Source organism: Defluviimonas salinarum, from assembly GCF_026013545.1.
GTDB classification, from domain to species: domain Bacteria; phylum Pseudomonadota; class Alphaproteobacteria; order Rhodobacterales; family Rhodobacteraceae; genus Albidovulum; species Albidovulum salinarum.
Genome location: NZ_JAPDOG010000020.1, coordinates 13,415 through 33,349, shown reverse-complemented (window position 1 = coordinate 33,349; position 19,935 = coordinate 13,415). Strand labels below are relative to the sequence as shown.

At 67.4% G+C, this 19,935-nt stretch carries 17 protein-coding genes and 1 tRNA gene; 4 read left to right on the top strand and 14 right to left on the bottom strand.

From position 1 onward, the window contains the following. Window positions 1–21 precede the first annotated feature (21 nt). Window positions 22–2,202, bottom strand: coding sequence for a selenide, water dikinase SelD (selD, locus tag OM960_RS18365; RefSeq protein WP_264772957.1), 2,181 nt, complete (start codon window positions 2,200–2,202; stop codon window positions 22–24). Window positions 2,203–2,312: 110 nt separating this feature from the next. Here selD and OM960_RS18360 point away from each other — a divergent pair, with 110 nt between their 5' ends. Then, window positions 2,313–3,323: an NAD-dependent epimerase/dehydratase family protein gene (locus tag OM960_RS18360; RefSeq protein WP_263333667.1), complete on the top strand. Its 1,011-nt coding sequence runs from the start codon at window positions 2,313–2,315 to the stop codon at window positions 3,321–3,323. A 56-nt stretch (window positions 3,324–3,379) separates the two neighbouring features. Further along, window positions 3,380–3,456, top strand: a tRNA-Met gene (locus tag OM960_RS18355). A 19-nt stretch (window positions 3,457–3,475) separates the two neighbouring features. On the opposite strand, the gene OM960_RS18350 is transcribed toward OM960_RS18355, so the two are convergent. Then, the gene (locus OM960_RS18350; protein WP_263333665.1) at window positions 3,476–4,351 is read right to left on the bottom strand and encodes a LysR substrate-binding domain-containing protein; all 876 of its coding nucleotides are present in this window, start codon (window positions 4,349–4,351) and stop codon (window positions 3,476–3,478) included. 128 nt (window positions 4,352–4,479) lie between these two features. Here OM960_RS18350 and OM960_RS18345 point away from each other — a divergent pair, with 128 nt between their 5' ends. Continuing rightward, window positions 4,480–6,036, top strand: coding sequence for a trimethylamine methyltransferase family protein (locus tag OM960_RS18345; RefSeq protein WP_264772956.1), 1,557 nt, complete (start codon window positions 4,480–4,482; stop codon window positions 6,034–6,036). A gap of 18 nt (window positions 6,037–6,054) precedes the next feature. Further along, window positions 6,055–7,137 carry an aminomethyl transferase family protein gene (locus OM960_RS18340; protein ID WP_264772955.1) on the top strand — a complete coding sequence of 361 codons (1,083 nt, stop codon included), beginning with the start codon at window positions 6,055–6,057 and terminating at the stop codon, window positions 7,135–7,137. Window positions 7,138–7,148: 11 nt separating this feature from the next. On the opposite strand, the gene OM960_RS18335 is transcribed toward OM960_RS18340, so the two are convergent. The 12 genes from OM960_RS18335 to OM960_RS18280 form a co-directional block, all read right to left on the bottom strand. Next, entirely contained in the window at window positions 7,149–7,583 is a 435-nt protein-coding gene (locus tag OM960_RS18335; RefSeq protein WP_263333659.1) for a PaaI family thioesterase, read from the bottom strand. Then, complete coding sequence (pdeM, locus tag OM960_RS18330) at window positions 7,580–8,242, bottom strand: ligase-associated DNA damage response endonuclease PdeM (RefSeq protein ID WP_263333657.1); 663 nt, start codon at window positions 8,240–8,242, stop codon at window positions 7,580–7,582. The genes OM960_RS18335 and pdeM overlap by 4 nt, the downstream gene beginning before the upstream one ends. Before the next feature lie 120 nt (window positions 8,243–8,362). Continuing rightward, entirely contained in the window at window positions 8,363–10,765 is a 2,403-nt protein-coding gene (locus OM960_RS18325) for a ligase-associated DNA damage response DEXH box helicase (RefSeq protein WP_264772954.1), read from the bottom strand. Between the two features lie 38 nt (window positions 10,766–10,803). Continuing rightward, the gene (locus OM960_RS18320) at window positions 10,804–11,535 is read right to left on the bottom strand and encodes an NAD(P)-binding domain-containing protein (protein ID WP_264772953.1); all 732 of its coding nucleotides are present in this window, start codon (window positions 11,533–11,535) and stop codon (window positions 10,804–10,806) included. 74 nt (window positions 11,536–11,609) lie between these two features. Beyond that, a complete protein-coding gene (locus tag OM960_RS18315) occupies window positions 11,610–12,920 on the bottom strand; it encodes a DUF8689 domain-containing protein (protein ID WP_264772952.1) in 1,311 nt (436 codons plus the stop codon). 337 nt (window positions 12,921–13,257) lie between these two features. Then, complete coding sequence (locus tag OM960_RS18310) at window positions 13,258–13,761, bottom strand: prepilin peptidase (protein WP_264772951.1); 504 nt, start codon at window positions 13,759–13,761, stop codon at window positions 13,258–13,260. Between the two features lie 4 nt (window positions 13,762–13,765). Next, window positions 13,766–14,626: a tetratricopeptide repeat protein gene (locus tag OM960_RS18305; protein ID WP_263333646.1), complete on the bottom strand. Its 861-nt coding sequence runs from the start codon at window positions 14,624–14,626 to the stop codon at window positions 13,766–13,768. A gap of 27 nt (window positions 14,627–14,653) precedes the next feature. Next, window positions 14,654–15,220, bottom strand: coding sequence for a tetratricopeptide repeat protein (locus OM960_RS18300; RefSeq protein ID WP_264772950.1), 567 nt, complete (start codon window positions 15,218–15,220; stop codon window positions 14,654–14,656). 4 nt (window positions 15,221–15,224) lie between these two features. Beyond that, complete coding sequence (locus OM960_RS18295) at window positions 15,225–16,208, bottom strand: type II secretion system F family protein (RefSeq protein WP_263333645.1); 984 nt, start codon at window positions 16,206–16,208, stop codon at window positions 15,225–15,227. A 15-nt stretch (window positions 16,209–16,223) separates the two neighbouring features. Beyond that, a complete protein-coding gene (locus tag OM960_RS18290) occupies window positions 16,224–17,192 on the bottom strand; it encodes a type II secretion system F family protein (protein ID WP_263333641.1) in 969 nt (322 codons plus the stop codon). Window positions 17,193–17,198: 6 nt separating this feature from the next. After that, window positions 17,199–18,638, bottom strand: coding sequence for a TadA family conjugal transfer-associated ATPase (locus OM960_RS18285; protein ID WP_263333640.1), 1,440 nt, complete (start codon window positions 18,636–18,638; stop codon window positions 17,199–17,201). Between the two features lie 15 nt (window positions 18,639–18,653). Next, window positions 18,654–19,901 carry a CpaE/TadZ family protein gene (locus OM960_RS18280; protein ID WP_264772949.1) on the bottom strand — a complete coding sequence of 416 codons (1,248 nt, stop codon included), beginning with the start codon at window positions 19,899–19,901 and terminating at the stop codon, window positions 18,654–18,656. Window positions 19,902–19,935: the final 34 nt, after the last annotated feature.

Genomic DNA, 19,935 nt, shown 5'->3' with positions numbered 1-19,935 from the left:
CGGAACGGGCGCTCCGATGGATCAGTCCTCGACCGTCAGGAAGGCCGGACCCTCGGTCAGCTCACCGATGACCGCCGCCGGCTCGCCCGCGTCGCGCAGCCGACGGACAAGATCCATCGCCGCCGCGGCCGGCACTGCGGCCAGAAGGCCGCCCGCCGTCTGCGGATCGAAGAGCAGATCGGCGCGCGGGTTTTCGGTCAGGAACATCCGCGCCATCACCGCGCGGTTCGCGGGCAGGAGCGTCGATCCGTGCCCCGCCGCCGCGAGCGCCTCGGCGCCGGGCAGGAGCGGAACATGGCGGAGCGAGATCCGCGCGGCGGTGCCCGAGGCCTCGAGCATCGTCATCAGGTGGCCGGCGAGTCCGAATCCGGTGATGTCGGTCATCGCATGGGCCTCGGGGCCGAGGATCCGCGCCGCCGCGCCTTGACTGCGCGCCATCGAGGCCAGCGCGCCCGCCACCACGCCGCCAGGCGCGGCGCGGGTCATCTCAGCGGCGAGGATCACGCCGGTGCCGATCGGCTTGGTCAGGATCAGCCAGTCGCCGGGCCGCGCGCCGGCCTGGGCGAGCGCGGGCTCCGCAGACAGGCCGGTCACGGTGAACCCGACGGTCAGCTCGGCGCCGAGGCTCGTATGGCCGCCGACGACATCGGCACCCTCGGCGCCGAAGGTCTCGGCCGCCGCCGCCATGATCTCGCGCAGCGTCTCGGCCTGCAGCCGCGGCGACATGCGCGGCAGGATCACCTGCGCCAGCGCCGCCTGCGGCCGCGCGCCCATCGACCATACATCGCCCATCGCGTGAACCGCGGTGATCCGCGCCAGAAGCCAGGGATCCTCGGTGAAGGCGCGGACATGGTCGGTGGTGATCACCTGCTGGCCCTTGCCGTGGGCGAGCACCGCCGCATCGTCGCCGGGGCCCGAGATCACGTCGGGCCGGTGCGGCGCGGGCAGGCCTGCGAGCGCGGCCCTGAGATCGGCCTGGCCGACCTTGGCGCCGCAGCCGCCGCAGAGCGGCTTGCCGCGGCCAAGCTCCTCGCGCACCCCTGCCGCGACGCGCGCGGGCAGGGGTGGCGGGGTCATCTTGGGCAGATCGTGGAACTTCGCCATGAAACGACGGTCGATCCGGTCCTTCCAGCGCCAGAGCCAGGCGCCGTCCACGGGCAGTCCCCACTTGTCGGCGACCGCGTGCTTCGATCCGGTGGAGATGAGCTTGAGATAGTCCGATTGCGGCCGGTAGCGCCGCATCCGCCCGGTGCCGGTGAGCGCGACGTCGAGATTGTGCAGGAGCACCGGCGCCTGGCGCACGGCGAAGACCCCGGCCTTCGGGCGCGGCGCGTGGGACAGATGCGCGATGTCGCCTGCCGCGAAAATTGACCTGTCGCCGGTCGATCGCAGCATCGGATCGACCGTCACGAAACCGTCCCGCAGCGGCAGCCCGGTCGTGGCGAGCCAGCCTGGGGCTCGCGCCGCGGCGGTGCCGATCACGAAATCGGCCGGGACGAGCTGGCCGTCCGCGAGCCGCACGCCGTCGGGCTCCACCGCCGCGGCGGGCATTTGCTCGATCAGGGTGATCCGGGCGCGGTCGAGATGCGCCCGGAGCGCCCGGCCCGCTCCGGCGCCGACCGCGGCGAGCGCGTGATTGCGCTCAACGAGCGTGACCGAAGCCTCCGGCCCGAGCCGGTGGCGGGCGGCGAGCGCCAGTTCGACCCCGGCGACGCCAGCGCCGACCACGGCGACCCTGGCCCCCGACGCGCCGGCGGGAAGCTGGAGCACATAGGCCTCCCAGCGGTCAGCAAAGGCGTCGAGCGGCTTCGCCGGCACTGCGAAGTCGGAAAAGCCCGGCAGGCGTGGCATCTCGGCGGTGATGCCGATGTCGATCGAGGCGACGTCGTAGGCGACGTCGGGCCGCCCCGGCACGATCACCCGGCCTGATTCCCGGTCGATCCCCGCGGCGCGGCCGAGGATGAGCCGCGCCCCGGCGTGGCGGGCGAGCTGCACCAGGTCGATCTGCAGCGCCTCGCGCGGGTAATGCCCGGCGATATGGCCGGGCAGCATGCCGGAATAGGCCGCGGTCGGCGCCGGGTTGATCAGCGTCAGCCGGACGCCGGGCAGGGGCCGCATCCCCCACATCCGCAGCACCAGCGCGTGGGTATGGCCGCCGCCGATCAGGACGAGGTCGCGGGTGAGCGGAATCTGGGGCTGCATCGGGGCTCCTTTCCCGCTCTCCCTAACGCGGCGCGCGGGATTTGGCGATGCCCGGCCTTGGCCCCCGCGCGCCGACCGGCTATTCATCGCGCGAGGGCAGGGAGGACAGCATGCGCGTCTACATCACCGGGGCGGCCGGCTTCATCGGCTTCCATCTCGCGAAGCTCCTGCTCGACGAGGGGATCCGGGTTCACGGCATGGACGGGATGACCGACTATTACGACGTGGCGCTGAAGCGGGCGCGTCTAGGCATCCTGCTGCAGACACCGGGCTTCGGCTTCACCGAATGCATGCTTGAGGACGGCGCGGCGCTCGTGGCGGACATGGCCGCGTTCAAGCCCGATGTCGTCGTCCACCTCGCCGCCCAGGCCGGCGTGCGCTACAGCCTCGAGGCGCCGCGAAGCTACCTTTCCTCCAATATCGAGGGCACGTTCAACGTGATGGAGGCCGCGCGTGACCTTGGCGTGAAGCACCTGCTTCTCGCCTCGACCTCCTCGGTCTTCGGTGCCAATACCGAGATGCCCTACCGCGAGACCGACAAGGCGGATACGCAGGTGTCGCTCTATGCCGCGACCAAGAAGGCGACCGAGGCGCTGAGCCATTCCTGGGCGCATCTCTACAACCTGCCGACGACCTGCTTCCGGTTTTTCACCGTCTACGGCCCCTGGGGGCGCCCGGACATGGCGCCGTTCAAGTTCACCAAGGCGATTCTCGCGGGCGATCCGATCGACGTCTACGGTCACGGCCAGATGTACCGCGACTTCACCTACGTGACGGATCTGGTACGCGGCGTGCGGCTCCTGATCGACGCCGTGCCCGAGCGGCCCGCCGCCCCCGAAGATATCGCGGAGGGCGACAGCCTGTCGCCGGTGGCGCCGTGGCGTGTGGTCAATATCGGCAACGGCGAGAAGGTGGCGCTCGGAGATTTCATCGCGGCGATCGAGGCCGCGGCGGGCAAACCGGCGAAACGCAACCTGATGGAGATGCAGAAGGGCGACGTAAGGGCGACCTGGGCCGACAACAGCCTGATGCGGCGCCTCACCGGCTACGGGCCGGAAACCGACATCCGTACCGGGATGGCGGCCTTCGTCGCCTGGTACCGCGACTATCATGGTGTGTGAGGGCCGAGATTCGCCCTTGACGGGGCGCGGGGGCTGGCATACCTAGCCCGCGCAGTGGCTAGGTAGCTCAGCTGGTTAGAGCACGTGACTCATAATCACGGGGTCGGGGGTTCGAGTCCCCCCCTCGCCACCACTTCTCCTCCAGACAGACATCATCCTCGCTCCGCCGCCGCGATCAGCCAGTCTGCGAAGGCCGCGACGTCCGGATTTGCCAGCGTTCCCGCCTCATAGGCGAGGAAATAGCCATAATCATCAAGGGCATGCTCCGACAGGCGGCAGAGCCGGCCGGCGTCGATCTCCGGCTGCACCAGCGCGTCGTTGAGCGCGATTCCCTGGCCGTCGATCACTGCCTGGACGCGCACGTTCGGGTCGGCGACGGTCAGGACCGCGCTCCGCGCGGCGAAGGGCAGGCCGGCGGCGCGGTGCCAGTCGGCCCAGGCGGCGCTGCCGGAGCGGTCGGCGAGCAGTGTGAGCCGCCCGAGCGCGGCAGCGAGCCCCGCCTCGCGCACGAGTGCCATCGCTGCGGGTGCTCCGGTGGCGAAGGCAGGACAGCGAAAGAGCGGGCGGATCGCCACGTCGTTCCAGTCGCCCCGGCCCCAACGGATCGCGAGGTCGATGCCCTCGCCCTGCAGTTCGGTCAGGTCGACCATCGGCTGGATGCGGATGCGGACCCGCGGATGGGCCTCAAGGAAGGTCATCAGCCGTGGCGAGAGCCAGCGCGAGGCGAAGTAGGTCGTCACGCCGACCGTCACCGGCCTTTCGGGCGCCTCGCGCAGATCGGCGATTCGCGCCTCGACCGTGTCGAAGGCGGCCTTGAGCGTGGCCGCCAGTTCCTGCCCCTTGGTCGTTGGAGCGATGCCGCGCGGCAGGCGCGTGAAGAGCGCGAACCCGAGCACGTCCTCGAGCCCGCGGATCTGGTGGCTCACCGCGCCCTTGGTGAGGTTGAGCTCCTCGGCAGCGGCGGCGAAGCTCGCATGACGCGCGACGGTGGCGAAAATGCGCAGGCTGTCGTAATGGCGGAACCGCATCTTTTGCGTATAGAAAAACTATACGACAAGAGCAAATCAATTCGCTTGTCGATTTGCTGAACTGGCCTTTTCTATGGACGTATCCGGGCAATTCCGCATCCGGCGATCCAGCCAAGAGGCGAACCGTGTTGACCCATGAAGCGCCGGCAACCTCCGATACCGGTCCCGAGCGGCGGCGCGGCGGCCGCGCCCGGCGGGCTGCGGGCAACATCGCGGCGACCGGGGCGGGCCTCTTTCTACGCCGGATCCCGGCCTACAAGCTTCTCGGCGAGGAGGCGCTCGCCCAACTCGAGGAACAGGCCGACTGGATCCTCGCCGAGATCGGCATCGACTTTCGCGGCGACGCGGAGGCGCTGCGGCTCTTTGCGGCGGCAGGTTGCGAGGTGAAGGGCGAGCGGGTGCGGTTCCAGCCCGGTCAGGCGCGCGCGCTCTGCGCCACTGCGCCGGCAGAATTCACGCTCCACGCCCGCGATCCGCGCCACTCGGTAGTCCTCGGCGGCGATCACCTCGTGCTGATGCCGGGCTACGGCTCGCCTTTCGTGACCGATCTCGACCGTGGCCGGCGCTACGCGACGATCGAGGATTTCCGCAACTTCGTGAAGCTAGCCTGGATGTCGCCCTGGCTTCATCACTCCGGCGGCACCGTCTGCGAGCCGACCGACATTCCCGTCAACAAGCGCCATTTCGACATGGTGCACGCCCATCTGACGCTGTCGGCGAAGCCCTTCATGGGCGCCGTGACCTCGGTATCGCGCGCCGAGGACTCGATCGAGATGGCGCGGATCGCCTACGGCGCCGATACGGTCGCGGAGCACGCGGTGATGCAGGGCAACATCAACGTCAACTCGCCGCTGGTCTTCGACGAGACGATGACGGGGGCGCTGCGCAGCTATGCGGCGGCCGGGCAATGCGTCTGCGTCTCGCCGGCGATCTTCGGCGGCGCGATGGGGCCGGTGACGCCCGCCGCCGTCGCCGCCCAGACCCATGCCGAGGCGATGGCCGGGATCGCGCTCGCGCAGCTCGTCCGGCCCGGTTGCCCGGTGGTCTACGGCAGCTTCCACAACACGATGAGCCTCAAGTCCGGCGCGCTGACCTTCGGCACGCCCGAGGGCAATCTCGTGACGATGGCGCTCGGCCAGCTCGCGCGGCGGCTCGGGGTGCCGGTGCGCTCCGGCGGCGGGCAGATCACGGCGGCCAATTCGCCCGATGGCCAGGCGATGCAGGACAGCGCCTCGGCGATGTGGGCGACGGTCATGTCCGGCGCGAACCAGGTCTGGCACGCGGCCGGCTGGCTCGAGGGCGGGCTGACCATGGGCTACGAGAAATTCGTCATGGATCTCGACCATTGCGGGGCGATGCTGACGCTCGCCTCGGGGATGGAGGTCTCCGCCGACACGCTCACCCGCGAGAGCTACCATGAGGCCGGGCCGGGGCAGAACTTCCTCTCCACCAGCCACACGATGCGGCATTTCGCGACTGCCAACCACATGCCCGACATCGCCGAGGCCGGCCCCTACGAGAGCTGGGTCGAGGCCGGCTGCCGCACCGCCGAGGAACGCGCCAACGACCGCTGGAAGGCGATGCTCGCGGCCTACGAGGCGCCGCCGATGGATCCTGCCATTGCCGAGGCGCTCGACGACTATGTGGCCCGCCGCAAGACGGCGTTGCCGGACGAATGGTACTGACCCCGAAAGGATATCCCCATGACCGCACCCCTCAGCCGAACCTCCGTCCTTGCCGAGCGCCACCGCGCGCTCGGGTCGGGGCTCGAGGACTGGAACGGGATGGGCACCGCCTGGACCTACGCGACCGACCCCGAGGCTGAGCACGACGCGGTGCGCGAGGCGGCCGGCATGTTCGACATGTCGCCCCTGAAGAAGGTCTTCGTGCGCGGGCCGGAGGCCGCTTCGGTGCTCGATCATCTCACGACCCGCGACATCTCGCGGATCGAGCCCGGCCGGTCGGCCTATCTCTCGGTCCTGACCGAAGCGGGCACGATGGCCGACGATGCGATCGTGTCCAACAACGGCGGCGAATGGATGATCGTCCACGGCTCGGGCGACACGATGGCGCTGCTTGCGGCCTCGGCCGCAGGGCGCGACGTGACCTTCGCGCTCGACGACGACCTCCACGACATCTCGGTGCAGGGGCCAAAGGTGCTCGACATCCTCGACGCGGCCTCGCCGGATGACCTCGGCGCGCTCGGCTATTTCCAGCACATGCCGACCCGGCTTTTCGGCCATGACTGCCGGATCTCGCGCACCGGCTATTCCGGCGAGCGCGGCTACGAGATCTTCGCCCGCGCCGAGGTGGCTGGCGCGATCTGGGACCGGCTCGTCGAGGCGGGGGTGATGCCCTGCTCCTTCACCGCGCTCGACAAGGTCAGAATCGAGGCGGGGCTCCTTTTCTACGGCTACGACATGACCGAGGCCCATACACCCTGGGAGGTCGGGCTCGGCTTCACGGTAAGCGCGACGAAACCGGAGTTCCGGGGGCGCGCGGCGCTGATGGCCGCGAAGGGGCACGAGAGGATCCGCAATGTCGGGCTTATTGTCGATCACGGCGACATGCTCGCCGGCACGCTGGCGCTCGGCGGCGAAGAGGTGGGGGTGATCAACAGCCCCTGCTGGTCGCACCGGATGGCGAAGTCGCTGGCGCTTGGCCATGTCCGGGCGGACATCGCCGAGGGCACGGTCCTCGAGGTCATTGCGGACGGCGTCACCACCACCGCCCGCGTCGCACCGCTGCCGTTCCACGATCCGGAGAAGGCGCGCACCCACGGTTGAGAGCACCGCTCTCAGCCCGGAATGACCGCGACCATCGTGCCCTGGAGGACGGCGATCAGGCGGGTCTCGCCCGCCGCCTCTACCGCGACCTCGGCGGTGACGACGGTGAGCCGCCGGCCGGCCTTCACGACGCGGCCGGTGGCGACGAGCCGCTCGCCGCGCGCGGGGGCGAGGAGGTTGATCTTCATCTCGGCCGTCATCACCTCCGCCTCCTCCGGCATCAGCGTGAGCGCGGCATAGCCCGCTGCACTGTCGCCGAGGGCAAAGGTCAGACCGGCATGACCGACTTCATGCTGCTGGCGCGCGGCGGGAAGGATCGGCGCCTCGATCCGGCATTCGCCGGGCCCGAGCGCGACGATCTCGGCGCCGAAGGTCGCCATCAGGTTCTGGCGGGCGAAGCTTGCCCGCACCTTGGCCTCGCGGCCGGGATCGACCGTCCCGCTCATCCGTCCCCCCTCCGTCGCGGCATCGGTACCGCCCGCGCGACACGGCCGGTCAGCACCGCGAGCGCCCCCGGCGCCATCAGCCCGGCGAGCGCCCGGTCATCGCAGGAAAGCCCGCCGGTATAGGTGCCGTAGGCGGGCAGGATTACCCGCGCGTCATCGACAAGAAAGCAGGGCCGCGCCTGGCCCGCAAGCCGCGCCTTCGGATGGTAATGGCCCGAGACCTCGCCCGCCGCCCCCGTCTCGGCGATGTGCCGGAAGGTTAGCGGCCCGAGCCGCAACTCCGCCCGGTGCTCACCGCCGAGCCCCACCGGGCCGGGATCGTGGTTGCCCTCGATCCAGACCCAGCGCCGCCCGGCCATCAGCCGCGCGAGCCAGAGCGCATGCGCCTCGCCCAGCTCCGCCGCCCGAAGATCGTCGAACGTGTCGCCGAGACAGATCACCATCCCCGCGCCGGTGGCCGCGAGATCGGCATCGAGCCGCGAGAGCGTCTCCACGATCTCGTAGGGCGGCAGCAGCGCTCCCGCTCGACGCGCGTAGCGTTCGGAACGCCCGAGATGCAGGTCGGAAACGGTCAGGCAACCTTGGTCCGCCCAATGGAGCGCCCCGGACGGCAGCGCGGTCAGCGCCGCGCCTGCAAGAGTGAATGCGTATGCGCTCATGCCCGCGTTCCTGCCCCGCAACCAATGAAAAAACAATCCCGTCTTCTTCATTGCCCAAGTACCCCGGGGGGTCCGGGGGCCGCGCCCCCGGCCGTCGACGCAGCCGCCCCGGCCATCGCCTCAGCCGAGCCCAGCCTCCGCCATCAGCCGCTCCGCCGCCGCATCCATCAGCCGCTCGCGCGCCGCCCCCTCGACCGGGACGCGCCCGTGCTCGAGGAACAGGGGCGCCGCGAAGGGCGTCACACGCGGCAGGGCGAGAAGGTCGATCCGGCCTCCGGCGCGGTCCAGCATCGCCTCGATCCGGCCGAAGCTGACGAGCCCGCGCATCGCCTCCTCGCGGGTGACCTCGAGCAACAGATGGCCCGGATCGTAGCGCCGCAGCGTGTCGTAGAGGATGTCGGAGGAAAAGGTCGCCTGCCGTCCCGATTTGCGCGCGCCGGGATGGTTGCGCGCGATGAGCCCGGCGACGAGCGCCACGTTTCGAAAGGTCCGCTTCATCACCGCGTTGCCGGCAAGCCAGCCCTCCAGCCCCTCGCGCAATGCCGCCCGGTCGAAGAGCGGCGCCGGATCGGGCACCGCGTCGAGCCCCCAGATCAGGGTCGCGTAATCGGTCGCGACGAAGCCGAGCGGGTTCAGCCCTTCCTCCTCCATGCGTTTGGTCAGGAGCAGCCCGAGCGTCTGCTGCGCCGCCTTGCCGGCGAAGCCGTAGGCGCAGAGATGCGGCCGGCCCTCGGCCGGGAAGGTCTCGACCAGCAGCCGGTCGGGTGCGGGCAGGCGCGAGACCTCGCGCTGAAGCGCCAGCCATTCCGCGGTCGACGCTGGCAGGTCGGGCCAACTCTCCTGCCCGAGCATCGCGAGGATGCGGTCGCAAAGCTGCGTCGAGGTGGAGAACTTGGTGCCGGAATAGACCGCGATCTTCGGTTCCCGGCCGGGGGCCGGGGCCACCTCCAGCGCCATCTCGCGCAATCCGACATAGCGCACCACCTGGCCGCCGATGAGGAAGGTCTCGCCCGGTGTCAGCGTCGCGGCGAAAGCCTCCTCGACCTCGCCGAGGGGCTGGCCGCCAAGCCGGTTCTGCCAGCGCACCTTGACCATCTCGGTATCGGTGATCGTGCCGATATTCATGCGGATGTCGCGGCTCGCGCGCGGATCGCGCAGGGACCAGAGACCGTCGCGCCGCATCAGCCGCTGCCACCGGTCATAGGCCTTCAGCGCATAGCCGCCGGTGGCGCAGAACTCGAGGCAGGCGTCGAACCCGGCCCGCGTGAGCGCGGCGTAGGGGCCGGCGGAGGTGACTTCCGAATAAAGATCGCCCGCGTCGAAGGGGCCCGAACAGGCGGCGATGAGGATGTGCTGGCAGAGGACGTCGCGCGGCCCGGGGCCGCGTGGGTCGCCGTCGAGGTCATGCGCCTTCACCGCTTGCAGGGCGGCCTCGCACTCGACCACCTCCCAGCGGTTTGCCGGTACCAGCAGCGCCTTCGACGGCGCGTTGTAGCGGTGGTTCGCGCGGCCGATCCGCTGCACGAGCCGCTTGACGTTCTTCGGCGCGCCGACCTGGATCACGAGGTCCACATCGCCCCAGTCGATGCCGAGGTCGAGCGATCCGGTGCAGACCACCGCGCGCAACTCGCCCGCGACCATCGCCGCCTCGACCTTCACGCGCGCCTCGCGGGCGAGCGAGCCGTGGTGGATGCCGATCGGCAGGCCCTCTTCGTTGGCCATCCAGAGGTCGCGGAAGAAGAGCTCCGCCTGGGCGCGGGTGTTGTGGAAGACCAGCGTCGTGCGGTGGCGGCGGATCTCGGCGAGCACTTCCGGGATCGCGTAGCGGCCGCCGCCGCCGGCCCAGGGCGGCGGCGTGTCGGTCTCAAGCATCGCGATATCGGGGTCGGGGCCGGGATCGGCACGAATGATCGCGCAGGGGTCCGGGTGGCGCGCGAGAAAACGGGCGATGGCGTCGGGATCCTCGACCGTGGCCGAGAGCCCGACGCGGCGCAGCCCCGGCGCCAGCCGCGAAAGCCGGGCGAGGCACAGCATGAGCTGGTCGCCCCGCTTCGATTCCGCGAGCGCGTGGACCTCGTCGACGATCACGCGCGAAAGCCCCGCGAAGATGCGCGGCGCGTCCTGGTAGCTCAGGAGCAGCGCGAGGCTTTCCGGCGTCGTGAGGAGGATATGTGGCGGATCGGCCCGCTGGCGACGGCGCCTGGCTTGCGAGGTGTCGCCGGTGCGATCCTCGATCCGGATCGGCAGGCCCATCTCCGTCGCCGGCACCGTCAGGTTGCGACGGATATCGGCCGCCAGCGCCTTCAGGGGCGAAATGTAGAGCGTGTGCAAGCCGGCCTGCGTCCCACCCGTCAATTCGACAAGCGTCGGCAGAAAACCGGCAAGCGTCTTGCCTCCGCCGGTCGGTGCCACGAGGAGGAGCGCGGGGTTGCCGGCGCGATCCAGAAGCGCCTGCTGGTGCGGATGGATCTGCCAGCCGCGGGACGCGAACCAGTCGGAAATAGGGGCGGGCAGGGGCTGCATGGCCCCAGTCTAGGCGCGTTGCCCGGCCCGCGCCAAGCTCAGTGCAGCGCCCGCGACTTCATGCTGCGGAACATTTCCTGCACCTTGTGGGGCGGGGTCAGATGCGCGCCCTTCAGCGCGGTGTCGAGCGCCGTCTCCACCTCTCGCACCAGCGTCGTGACGCAGTCGACCGCGCCTCCGCCGGGCGCGACCGGATCGGCGAGGTCGTGGCCCGGCAACAGGAGGCCATCGAGCGTGTCGCCAGTCATCTCGAGAAGCCGCGCCTCGTCGATACCCTGCGCCTCGGCCCAGTCGAGGGCAATCCGCGTCAGCGCGGTCGCAGACGCCGCCAGAAAATCGTTCATCACCTTCGCAGCCATCGCCGTACCGAAGCCGCCCATCCGAGTCGCTTGGTGGCCAAGCTCGTCGAAGACCGGTGCGATGCGGCTGATATCATCCTCTTCGCCGCCGATAAAGAACGACAGCCGGCCTTCCTCGGCCGCGCGGAGCGAGCCGGTATAGGGCGCGTCGATCAGCGCGATCCCGTCACCGACGCGACCGCGGAGCGCGCGCACATAGCGCGGCGACAGAGTCGCCGCGATCACGATGGTCCGAAGGCTGGCCGCGCGTTTGGCGAAGGCCGGCCCCTCGAACAGCAGCGCCTCCGTCTCGGCGATGCCGCGGGGCGCGATAATGAGGCAGGTGAGACCGTTCGCGAAGACCTCGGCCTCGGCGGCGCTCGCCTCGTGCCCGGCGCCGTCGAGCGGCGCAAGGCCGAAGGCCTCGGCCATGATTCCAGCGGCGTTCAGCCGGGCGAGAAAGGGTCGCGCGATGCGAGCCGACCCTGCAATACCAATTCCACGCATCAGTGAATGATCTTCTCGTCGCGGACGAACATGTTGGCCCAGGCCCGGTCGATCAGTTCGGGCGACATCTGGTTGGGGATGCCCTCGAACGTGCAGATCGCGATCATCTGGTCGATCAGGAAAACCGGCTGGTAGTTCGCATAGACATTGTCGATCGTCGGGTACTTGACCTTCAGGAGGTGCAGAAGCGCCTGCTCGTCCAGGGGCATGTTCTTCCGCTTCGCGACCATCGCGAAGATCTTGAGGAATATCTCCTGGTTCGGACCGTCGATCTTGATCTTGAAGAAGATCCGGCGCAGCGCCGCCTTGTCGAAGATCTCGTTCGGGTGGAAGTTCGTCGAGAAGATCACCAGCGTGTCGAACGGCACCTCGAACTTCTCGCCCGACTGCAGCGCGAGGATGTCGCGGTTCTCTTCCAGGGGCACGATCCAGCGGTTGACGATCTTCTGCGGCGGCTCCTGCTGGCGACCGAGGTCGTCGATGATGAAGACGCCGCCGGTCGCCTTCATCTGCAGCGGCGCGGTGTAGGTCCGGGCCGTCGGATTGTAGGTGAGATCGAGCATCTCCAGCGACAATTCGCCGCCGGTGATCACCGTCGGACGCTCGCAAAGCACATAGCGGTTGTCGAAGCGGTTCGACGTGCGGCGCAGGCTCGTCGGATCGTCGACCGACGCCTCGGCCGCGGAATGCACGATCGGATCGTAGACCGTGATCACCTGGCCGGAATACTCGACCGCCTTCGGGACGTAGATCTTGTCGCCGATCGCATCGCGGATGCCGTTCGAGATCGAGGATTTGCCGTTGCCCGGTGGTCCGTACATCAGGATCGAACGCCCCGCGCCGACGGCGGGCCCGAGATGGTCGAGAAGCTCGTCGGGCAGGATCAGGTGGCCCATCGCGCCGGTGAGTTGCTGGCGCGTCATCTGCACATTGCGGATCGATTGTTTCCGGACCTGCTCGCGATAGACCTCTAGCGGGACCGGCGCCGCGCCGTAGTATTCCGACTGACTCAGCGCATCGAGCGCGCGCGCCTTGCCGGCATCGGCGAGCTGATACCCCATCTCGCCGCCGGAATTCGCGTGCAGCGTGCCCGTGGCCTCCAGGAGTTTCTGGCCGCGCGCAAGGTCGATCAGTTCCTGCGTGACGGGCAGGGGTAGGGCGATGATCCGCGAAATCTCCGAGGCACGCTCCAGATTCATGCGGAACATGGTCTTGAGGAGCAAGTCGCGCAACATCACGACGGAAAGGCCGGTCTCTGCCAGAGAGCGCGGCGGGGAGGGCGCGACGACGTTGGGTACCTGCATGTTCATCGGGTCGGGGCCTCCTTGGACGCCAGTCGACGGCAGCGCACGGGCTGTGACACGCGCGACAACCCTCGATCTGCAACGGGATTCACAGCGGCAATGTGCCGGGGCATTGTGGCCAAAAAATGGAAACAAATCCGGATCGAGGCGGCAATTGGCCTAGCTTTGTCATTGCCGCAGCGGGTGTTGCCCGCAGGTCGAACCCGCTCGGGGGAGGCGCTCGCCGCGACCGGTTTGCGCATGGAGGTGACGTAGCGGCATGAATCAGCACCGTGCACAACTCGGACTGGCGGAGCCGCGGCCCGCGCTGCACCGAGGCCGGAGCGATTGCGCCCGGATTGCGTCATGCTTCGGGCAGGAACGCGCGGATCGCAAGGTAGGCGACGAGCGTGCCGACGAGGGCGAGGCCCATCGGGAAATCCTTGCGCGTCCAGGACACCCAGTCCGGAGTCATCCGCCGAATCGCCGGGATCGCGCGGAGGAGGCGGTGGGCGCTGAAGGCACCGAGCAAGAAGGCGGCGAACAGCGGCAGCACCAGCGCGGCATGGGCCGCCGGGATGAATGGCGCTGCGGCGGCTGCGAACTTGGCGTCGCCAGCACCGAAATGGGCGACCGCGTTCAGGACGAAGCCGATCGCGAGAACCACCACGAGGTTGAGCCAGCGCCACGCCCAGAACTCTAACGGCAGGACGAGGACCCCTACGACCGCATAGATCCCGACCAGCGTAAAGACCGCGACGTTGGGGATCCGCATCGAGCGAAGATCCGACCAGCAAACCCATGCGCAGACCGGGAGAACACAGATCAGAAGGATCAGATACGCCTGCGAGGCAGGCAGGCCGAGCACCGGGTCAACCCTTCGTCACGCTGGCGTTGAGCGTCTCGAGCGCGCGGGCCGCCTGGTCGAAGTAGCGCGGGCTGGTCTCGACGGCATCCTCGAGAAGACCTTGTCCGATGGTCACGTCGCCATGCTTGATCGCGGTCAGGCCGGCGGTATAGAGCAGTTCCGCCCGTTCCTGCTGGGTCATCGGCACGATCGGCATGTCATATTTGCGCTGCGCCGAGCGAGCGAGGACGAGGTTGTTCTTGGTGGTGAAGGAGGACCGGTCGTAGGTCAGCGCCTCGGAGAACAGCTTCTCCGCGCCGGCGAAATCGCCGCGGGTCAGCTTCGAGTAGCCCCAGTTGTTGAGCACGCCCGACGGCCGCGTGGTCAGGCCGACGGCGGTTTCGTAGAAGCTGTCGGCCTTGGACCACTTCTTGTTCGCATCCGCCACCATTGCCTCGATACGGTAGCGATCGTAGGTCTCATGGGTCGGCGGGATCTGCGCCAGTTCAGCCTCGGCCTTCTTCCAATCATTGGCGCGGATCAGCGCGTCGGCCAGCGCGACGCGGTCTTCATTGGTGCCTTCGGCGCTGTCGATGACGGCCCGCCAGGCGATCGCGGCTTCGGTCGGCTTCTTGGCCCGCACCAGCGACTTCGCGAGGCCGCGCTTCAGGTCGATCCGGTCGGGGTACTGCGCGACCGTTTTCTGGAAGTAAGCCACGGATTCGTTGGGATCGGCGACCGTCAGCATGACGTCGTTGAGGTTGCTCTCGTCGATGACGTTGACGCTCTCGATCGCGCGCTTGACGTCGGCATCCGAGTTCTTCTCACAGGCCGGGAGAACCGACACGCCGGCGATGCAGAGCGAAATCAGGAAGGGATGGCGCATTGTCTGCGTCCTTTGCTGCCTCGTGCCTCAGTGTTTGGTGAGGAGCAGGAATTGCCCGTGCCCGCGCCGCACCAGCGAAAATTCGCTATTGTCGGAATCATCATAGGCCGGTTCTTCGAGCTTGGCGAGCGAGAGACGCAGATTATCGCGTATGGCGTCCGATCGGCCACTGTCGAGAGCGAAAGCGGCTTTGAAGACGCGGCTCGCCTCGGCGACCTCGCCGCGCTCCATCAGCACGACGCCGAGATTGTTCCAAGCGGGCACGAAGGTCTCGTCCGTTTCTATTGCGCGGCGAAGAATGGTCTCCGCCTGGCCGAGCCGGCCGAGCTGGAGGTTGGCAGAGCCGATTGCTGATAGCACGTCGACGGTCAGGCCATGTTCGGAGGCGGAGCGCATGTAGGCCTTGAGCGCCATCTCGTACTCCTTGGCTTCCATCAGCCGGTGACCGACGATGAGGCCGTCAACCGCCTCCTCGCCCTTGACCGTGCCTGATGGAGCGAAGGGTGAGTCGCCCATTGCGGCTTGGCCGCCGGTCGACTCGCAGCCCGCCAGGAGGCCGATCGCGACCACAAGTCCAAGAATGCGCAATGTCATGAAGTCAGGGACCGAAATTCGCGAACAGCTGGAGCATGTCGTAGAGCGAGGGCCCCACAAGGATGATCAGGAGCGGCGGCACGGTGAAGAGCATCGTACCGAGAGTCATCTTGGTCGGCAGCTTGTTCGCAGCCTCCTCGGCCCGCATCACCCGCTTGTCGCGCATTTCCGACGCATAGACCCGCAGAGCCTCGGCGATCGAGGTGCCGAAGGTCTGCGACTGGATCATCACGGTGACGAACGAGGCGACATCCTGCACACCGGACCGCTCGGCGAAGGCACGCAGGACCGAGGGCTTGTCCTTGCCGGCCTTGATCTCCTGGGAGACGACCTCGAACTCCTCGGCGAGGGCGGGATAACCCGCGGCTAGTTCCTTGGAAACCCGGATGATACCCTGATCAAGCGACTGGCCTGCCTCGACGCAGACCAGAAGCATGTCGAGCGCATCGGGAAAGCCGTTCTGGATCTCCTGCTGGCGGGTCTGTATCCGGCGCTCGATCCAGTATCGCGGCAGGTAGTAGCCGACCGCACCGGGTATGATGACGGAGAGGATCAGCTTGACGGAAGATATCTCATCGCTGGCCGAGGCGAAGATGGCGTAGACCACGCCTGCGAGCAGGAAGAGGATGCCGAGGATGAACTGGATCGCGTGGAAGGTCCGAACCGCGTCGCGGCCGCGATAGCCGGCACGGGTCATCTTCAGCCGCGACGTGCTCATTTCCTCTGCGGTCTTGGGTTCGAGGAAAGTCGCGAACTTGTCGAGCTTGTCCGAGCCACGTGCCGCCCGCAGCGTCTTCTTTTCCGGGGTTCGGACGGTTCCGGCGGCCGGGCCCGCGGTATCGCGCAGCTTGGCGTAGGGATCGGCCCGCTTCTTCAGAATCGTCGGCAGGGCGGCCGCGATCAGCAGCACGCCGAGCACGGCAACCGCGAAGAGCGGGCCGAGCGGGCCAAAGCTCTCGATCAGGAAGTCGTTGATCGCGTTGAGCATAACGGTCAGCCCCCCTCAGACCTTGATGTTGACCATCATCTTCATGAAGATGAAGTTTATTCCGAGCATTGTGAAGACGACCAGCGCCGCCGGGATGAAGGCAGCAGTGTCCTTCACGGTGTCGAAATAGGTTGGCTTGAAGACCTGGATCACCGCAAGAACGCCGAACGGGAACAACGACAGGAACGCACCGGACCATTTCGCTTCGGCGGTGATGGCGCGGACGCGCCGGAACAGCCGGAACCGGGCGCGGATCACCTTGGCGAGGCCGTCGAGGATCTCGGCGAGGTTGCCGCCGGATTGCTGCTGGATCGTCACGGCGACTGCGAGAAAGCGTAGATCCTGCATGTCCATGCGTTCAGCGAGATCCTTGAGGGATTCCGTGATATCGCGACCGTAGGCGCTCTCGTCTGCGATCATGCCGAACTCGGACCCGAGTGGATCGGCGACTTCCTTGGCGACGATCTGGATCGCCGAGGAGAAGGGGTGGCCGACGCGCAGGGAGCGGACCATGAGTTCCACCGCGTCCGGAAGCTGTTCCTCGACCAGGTCCATGCGTTTCTTGGCCTTGCGGGCGATCCAGAGATAGACCGCGCCGACGCCCATCACCAAGGCCACGGCGATCTGGATCGGGGTCGAGGCGGAGGTGCCGATCTTCAGCCCCAGGAAGGCGACGAAGGACAGGAGGATCATCATGCCGATCAGGGCCTTCGGCGAGAACGCGATGTTGGCCTTCTGTGCCTTGCTGGCGAGGACGGAGTAGAGCGGAATGCCCCTTGCCTTGAGGTGCTGGCTCGCCTCCTTGCGAAGCTGATCGAGCACCTGTTCGCGCTTGCCGCCCTTATCGAGCAGATCGAGCCGCCGATTCACCTTCGAGTTCAGCGAAATCGACTTGCCGAAGACGACGAGGTAGATGCCCTCGACCAGAAGAAGCACGGCCAGGAAGATCAGTGCATAGATGATCGGGGTGGGGCTGATGATCATGCGCGTTTACTCCGCGGCGATGGGGTCATAGATGGAGGCCGGAAGATCGTAGCCCCACTGGCGGAAGCGTTCGGCATAGGCCGAGCGCACGCCGGTCGCGGTGAACCGGCCGACGATCTTGCCGTCGGGGGCAATGCCGAGCCGCTCGTAGCGGAAGATCTCCTGCATCGAGATGACGTCGCCCTCCATCCCGGTGAGCTCGGTGATCGAGACCATACGGCGGGAGCCGTCCTGAAGGCGCGAGACCTGCACGATGAGGTTGACGGCCGAGGCGATCTGGGCCCGCACCGCCTTGATCGGCATTTCGATCCCGGCCATCGAGATCATGTTCTCAAGGCGCGAGATGCCGTCGCGGGCGGAGTTGGCGTGGATCGTGGTCATCGAGCCGTCGTGGCCGGTGTTCATGGCCTGCAGCATGTCGATGACTTCTTCGCCGCGGGTTTCGCCGACGATGATGCGGTCGGGACGCATCCGGAGCGCGTTCCTGAGACAGTCGCGCTGGGTCACCGCGCCCTTGCCCTCGACGTTCGGCGGGCGGCTTTCCATCCGGCCCACATGCACCTGCTGGAGCTGGAGTTCCGCGGTGTCCTCGATCGTTAGGATCCGCTCGGAGTTGTCGATGAAGGACGACAGGGCATTCAGCGAGGTCGTCTTACCGGAACCCGTACCGCCCGACACGATGATGTTCAGGCGCGTCGATACCGCGGCCTGAAGGTAGGCCGCCATCTCCTCGGTGAAGGCGCCGTAGCGGACGAGGTCGTCGACCCCGAGCTTTTCCTTCTTGAACTTCCGGATCGAGACGAGCGAGCCGTCGACCGCGATTGGCGGCACCATCGCGTTGAAACGCGATCCATCGGCGAGGCGGGCGTCGACATAGGGGTTCGATTCATCGACGCGCCGGCCCACCGCCGAAACGATCTTGTCGATGATGCGCAGGAGATGGCGCTCGTCCTTGAAGGTGATGTCGGTCAGCTCGAGCCTGCCGTCACGTTCGACGAAGATCTGCCGGGGGCCGTTGACGAGGATGTCGTTGACGGAGTCGTCCTTGAGCAGCGTCTCCAGCGGGCCGAGGCCCATGACCTCGTGGTAGAGTTCCTGGAACAGGTTGGCGCGCTCGTCCTTGTTCAGGACGACGCTCAGTTCCTCGAGTGCCTCGGTCGAGATCGCGACGATCTCCTGGCGGAGGTCCGCTTCCGTGGCGTGTTCCAGCGCGGCGAGGTTGAGGTTGTCGAGAAGCCGCTTGTGCAGTTCGACCTTCAACTCGCTCATCTTCTCCTTGCGCTTCTTCTCCTTGTCAGCCGCAATCGACTGGGCCGTCGGAGCCGCGGCGAGCGGCTGGCGCCGGACGGCGGCGACGGCCGGCGCGCTCGGCGCTTCCGCTGCCGGTCTGGCCTGTTCGGTCGCCGCCGGGGCGGCGCTGGCCGATTTCTTGTAACGGGAAAACATTGCGGTCTCTCCAGGTTACAGGGCGGCTTCGGCGGCCTTGTTCAGCTCGTAGATCGACTTCGCGAGCTTGACGATCTCCCGCCGCAGCGGGTTCTTCGCTGCCGTGTCCGCAAGCGGAAGGCCGTGATCGTTGGACTCGGTGACCTGCTTCGAGCCGTCCGGGAGCTGAAGCTCGATCGTGATTCCAAGGCTTTCCGCCAGACGCTTCACCCGGCTCTTGCCGGACAGGTCGGTGAATTTCGGTGCCCGGTTGAGAACGTAACGCAACTTTTCGTAGGGCAGTTCCTCGGCCTTGAGCGCCCGGATCATCCGCAGCGCGTTCTGCGCCGAACGCATGTCGAGCTCCATCATCGCGAAATAGACGTGGGACTGGTTAAGGACGGCTTCCGTCCATTGCACGACCGTCGAGGGCATGTCGACCACCACGAAGTCGAAATTGGCCTTCGCCACGTCGAGCACCCGGTTGATGTCCTCCGAGGTCACGATGTCGAGCGGCAGCATCTCCGACGGCGCGGTCATGACATGGATCTTGTCATTGAACGGAAGAAGCGCCTGCATGAAGCTGACATTGTCGATCGAGGTCGTGTCCGAGAGCATCTCGTAGACTGCCTCGCGCCGGGGCAGATCGAGATAGGTCGAGACCGAACCGTACTGGAAGTCCAGGTCGAGCAGACAGACCCGCGGGGAGTCGTCTTTTTGGACGGTCGCGAGTTCCCACGCTAGGTTCACGGCTAGCGTCGTCGCTCCGGATCCGCCCGCGAGGCCGTGGACCGGCAGGATCACGCCGTTGCGATCGCCTTTCGGTTTGAAGCCCGGCGTCTGGGCCGGCTCGTGCATGACCTGGGCGACGGCCGGCGCCCGGTTCACCCGCTCGATCGCCTCGCGCAGGGCGTTCTCGGGCAGGGGGTAGGGGACGAAATCGTCGGCGCCGAGCTTGAGAAGCTGGTGCAGCGCGATCGGGCTGACCTCTTCGGCGATCAGGATCACCTTCACGCCCTTGTCCTTCGCAGTCGTGATGATGCCGGAGATCCGCGCAAGGTCGTTCTCGTCCTGCGTGTCGACCGCGATGGCGACGAACTCGAGCGAATCGGCGTCCGGCTGATTGAGGAACTGCGCCGCATCGTCGAACGTCAGGTCACCCCAGCTTTCGCCGAGCTCCGTTTCCATATCCTCGATGAGGAGGTCGAAGTTGCTGACATCGCGCGAAATTGTGCAAGCGACGATCGGCGCCGGCTCCGGCTGCAATGCTGCTACGCTGCTCATTAACACATGTCCTTCTCTACGCGGGTGCGTCTTT

What these genes read in the sequence shown, in the direction of transcription:
- selD (WP_264772957.1), bottom strand. Translation starts at nt 2,202, where the DNA reads ATGCAGCCCCAGATTCCGCTCACCCGCGACCTCGTCCTGATCGGCGGC.
- OM960_RS18360 (WP_263333667.1), top strand. Translation starts at nt 2,313, where the DNA reads ATGCGCGTCTACATCACCGGGGCGGCCGGCTTCATCGGCTTCCATCTC.
- OM960_RS18350 (WP_263333665.1), bottom strand. Translation starts at nt 4,351, where the DNA reads ATGCGGTTCCGCCATTACGACAGCCTGCGCATTTTCGCCACCGTCGCG.
- OM960_RS18340 (WP_264772955.1), top strand. Translation starts at nt 6,055, where the DNA reads ATGACCGCACCCCTCAGCCGAACCTCCGTCCTTGCCGAGCGCCACCGC.
- OM960_RS18335 (WP_263333659.1), bottom strand. Translation starts at nt 7,583, where the DNA reads ATGAGCGGGACGGTCGATCCCGGCCGCGAGGCCAAGGTGCGGGCAAGC.
- pdeM (WP_263333657.1), bottom strand. Translation starts at nt 8,242, where the DNA reads ATGAGCGCATACGCATTCACTCTTGCAGGCGCGGCGCTGACCGCGCTG.
- OM960_RS18325 (WP_264772954.1), bottom strand. Translation starts at nt 10,765, where the DNA reads ATGCAGCCCCTGCCCGCCCCTATTTCCGACTGGTTCGCGTCCCGCGGC.
- OM960_RS18320 (WP_264772953.1), bottom strand. Translation starts at nt 11,535, where the DNA reads ATGGCCGAGGCCTTCGGCCTTGCGCCGCTCGACGGCGCCGGGCACGAG.
- OM960_RS18315 (WP_264772952.1), bottom strand. Translation starts at nt 12,920, where the DNA reads ATGAACATGCAGGTACCCAACGTCGTCGCGCCCTCCCCGCCGCGCTCT.
- OM960_RS18305 (WP_263333646.1), bottom strand. Translation starts at nt 14,626, where the DNA reads ATGCGCCATCCCTTCCTGATTTCGCTCTGCATCGCCGGCGTGTCGGTT.
- OM960_RS18300 (WP_264772950.1), bottom strand. Translation starts at nt 15,220, where the DNA reads ATGACATTGCGCATTCTTGGACTTGTGGTCGCGATCGGCCTCCTGGCG.
- OM960_RS18295 (WP_263333645.1), bottom strand. Translation starts at nt 16,208, where the DNA reads ATGCTCAACGCGATCAACGACTTCCTGATCGAGAGCTTTGGCCCGCTC.
- OM960_RS18290 (WP_263333641.1), bottom strand. Translation starts at nt 17,192, where the DNA reads ATGATCATCAGCCCCACCCCGATCATCTATGCACTGATCTTCCTGGCC.
- OM960_RS18285 (WP_263333640.1), bottom strand. Translation starts at nt 18,638, where the DNA reads ATGTTTTCCCGTTACAAGAAATCGGCCAGCGCCGCCCCGGCGGCGACC.
- OM960_RS18280 (WP_264772949.1), bottom strand. Translation starts at nt 19,901, where the DNA reads ATGAGCAGCGTAGCAGCATTGCAGCCGGAGCCGGCGCCGATCGTCGCT.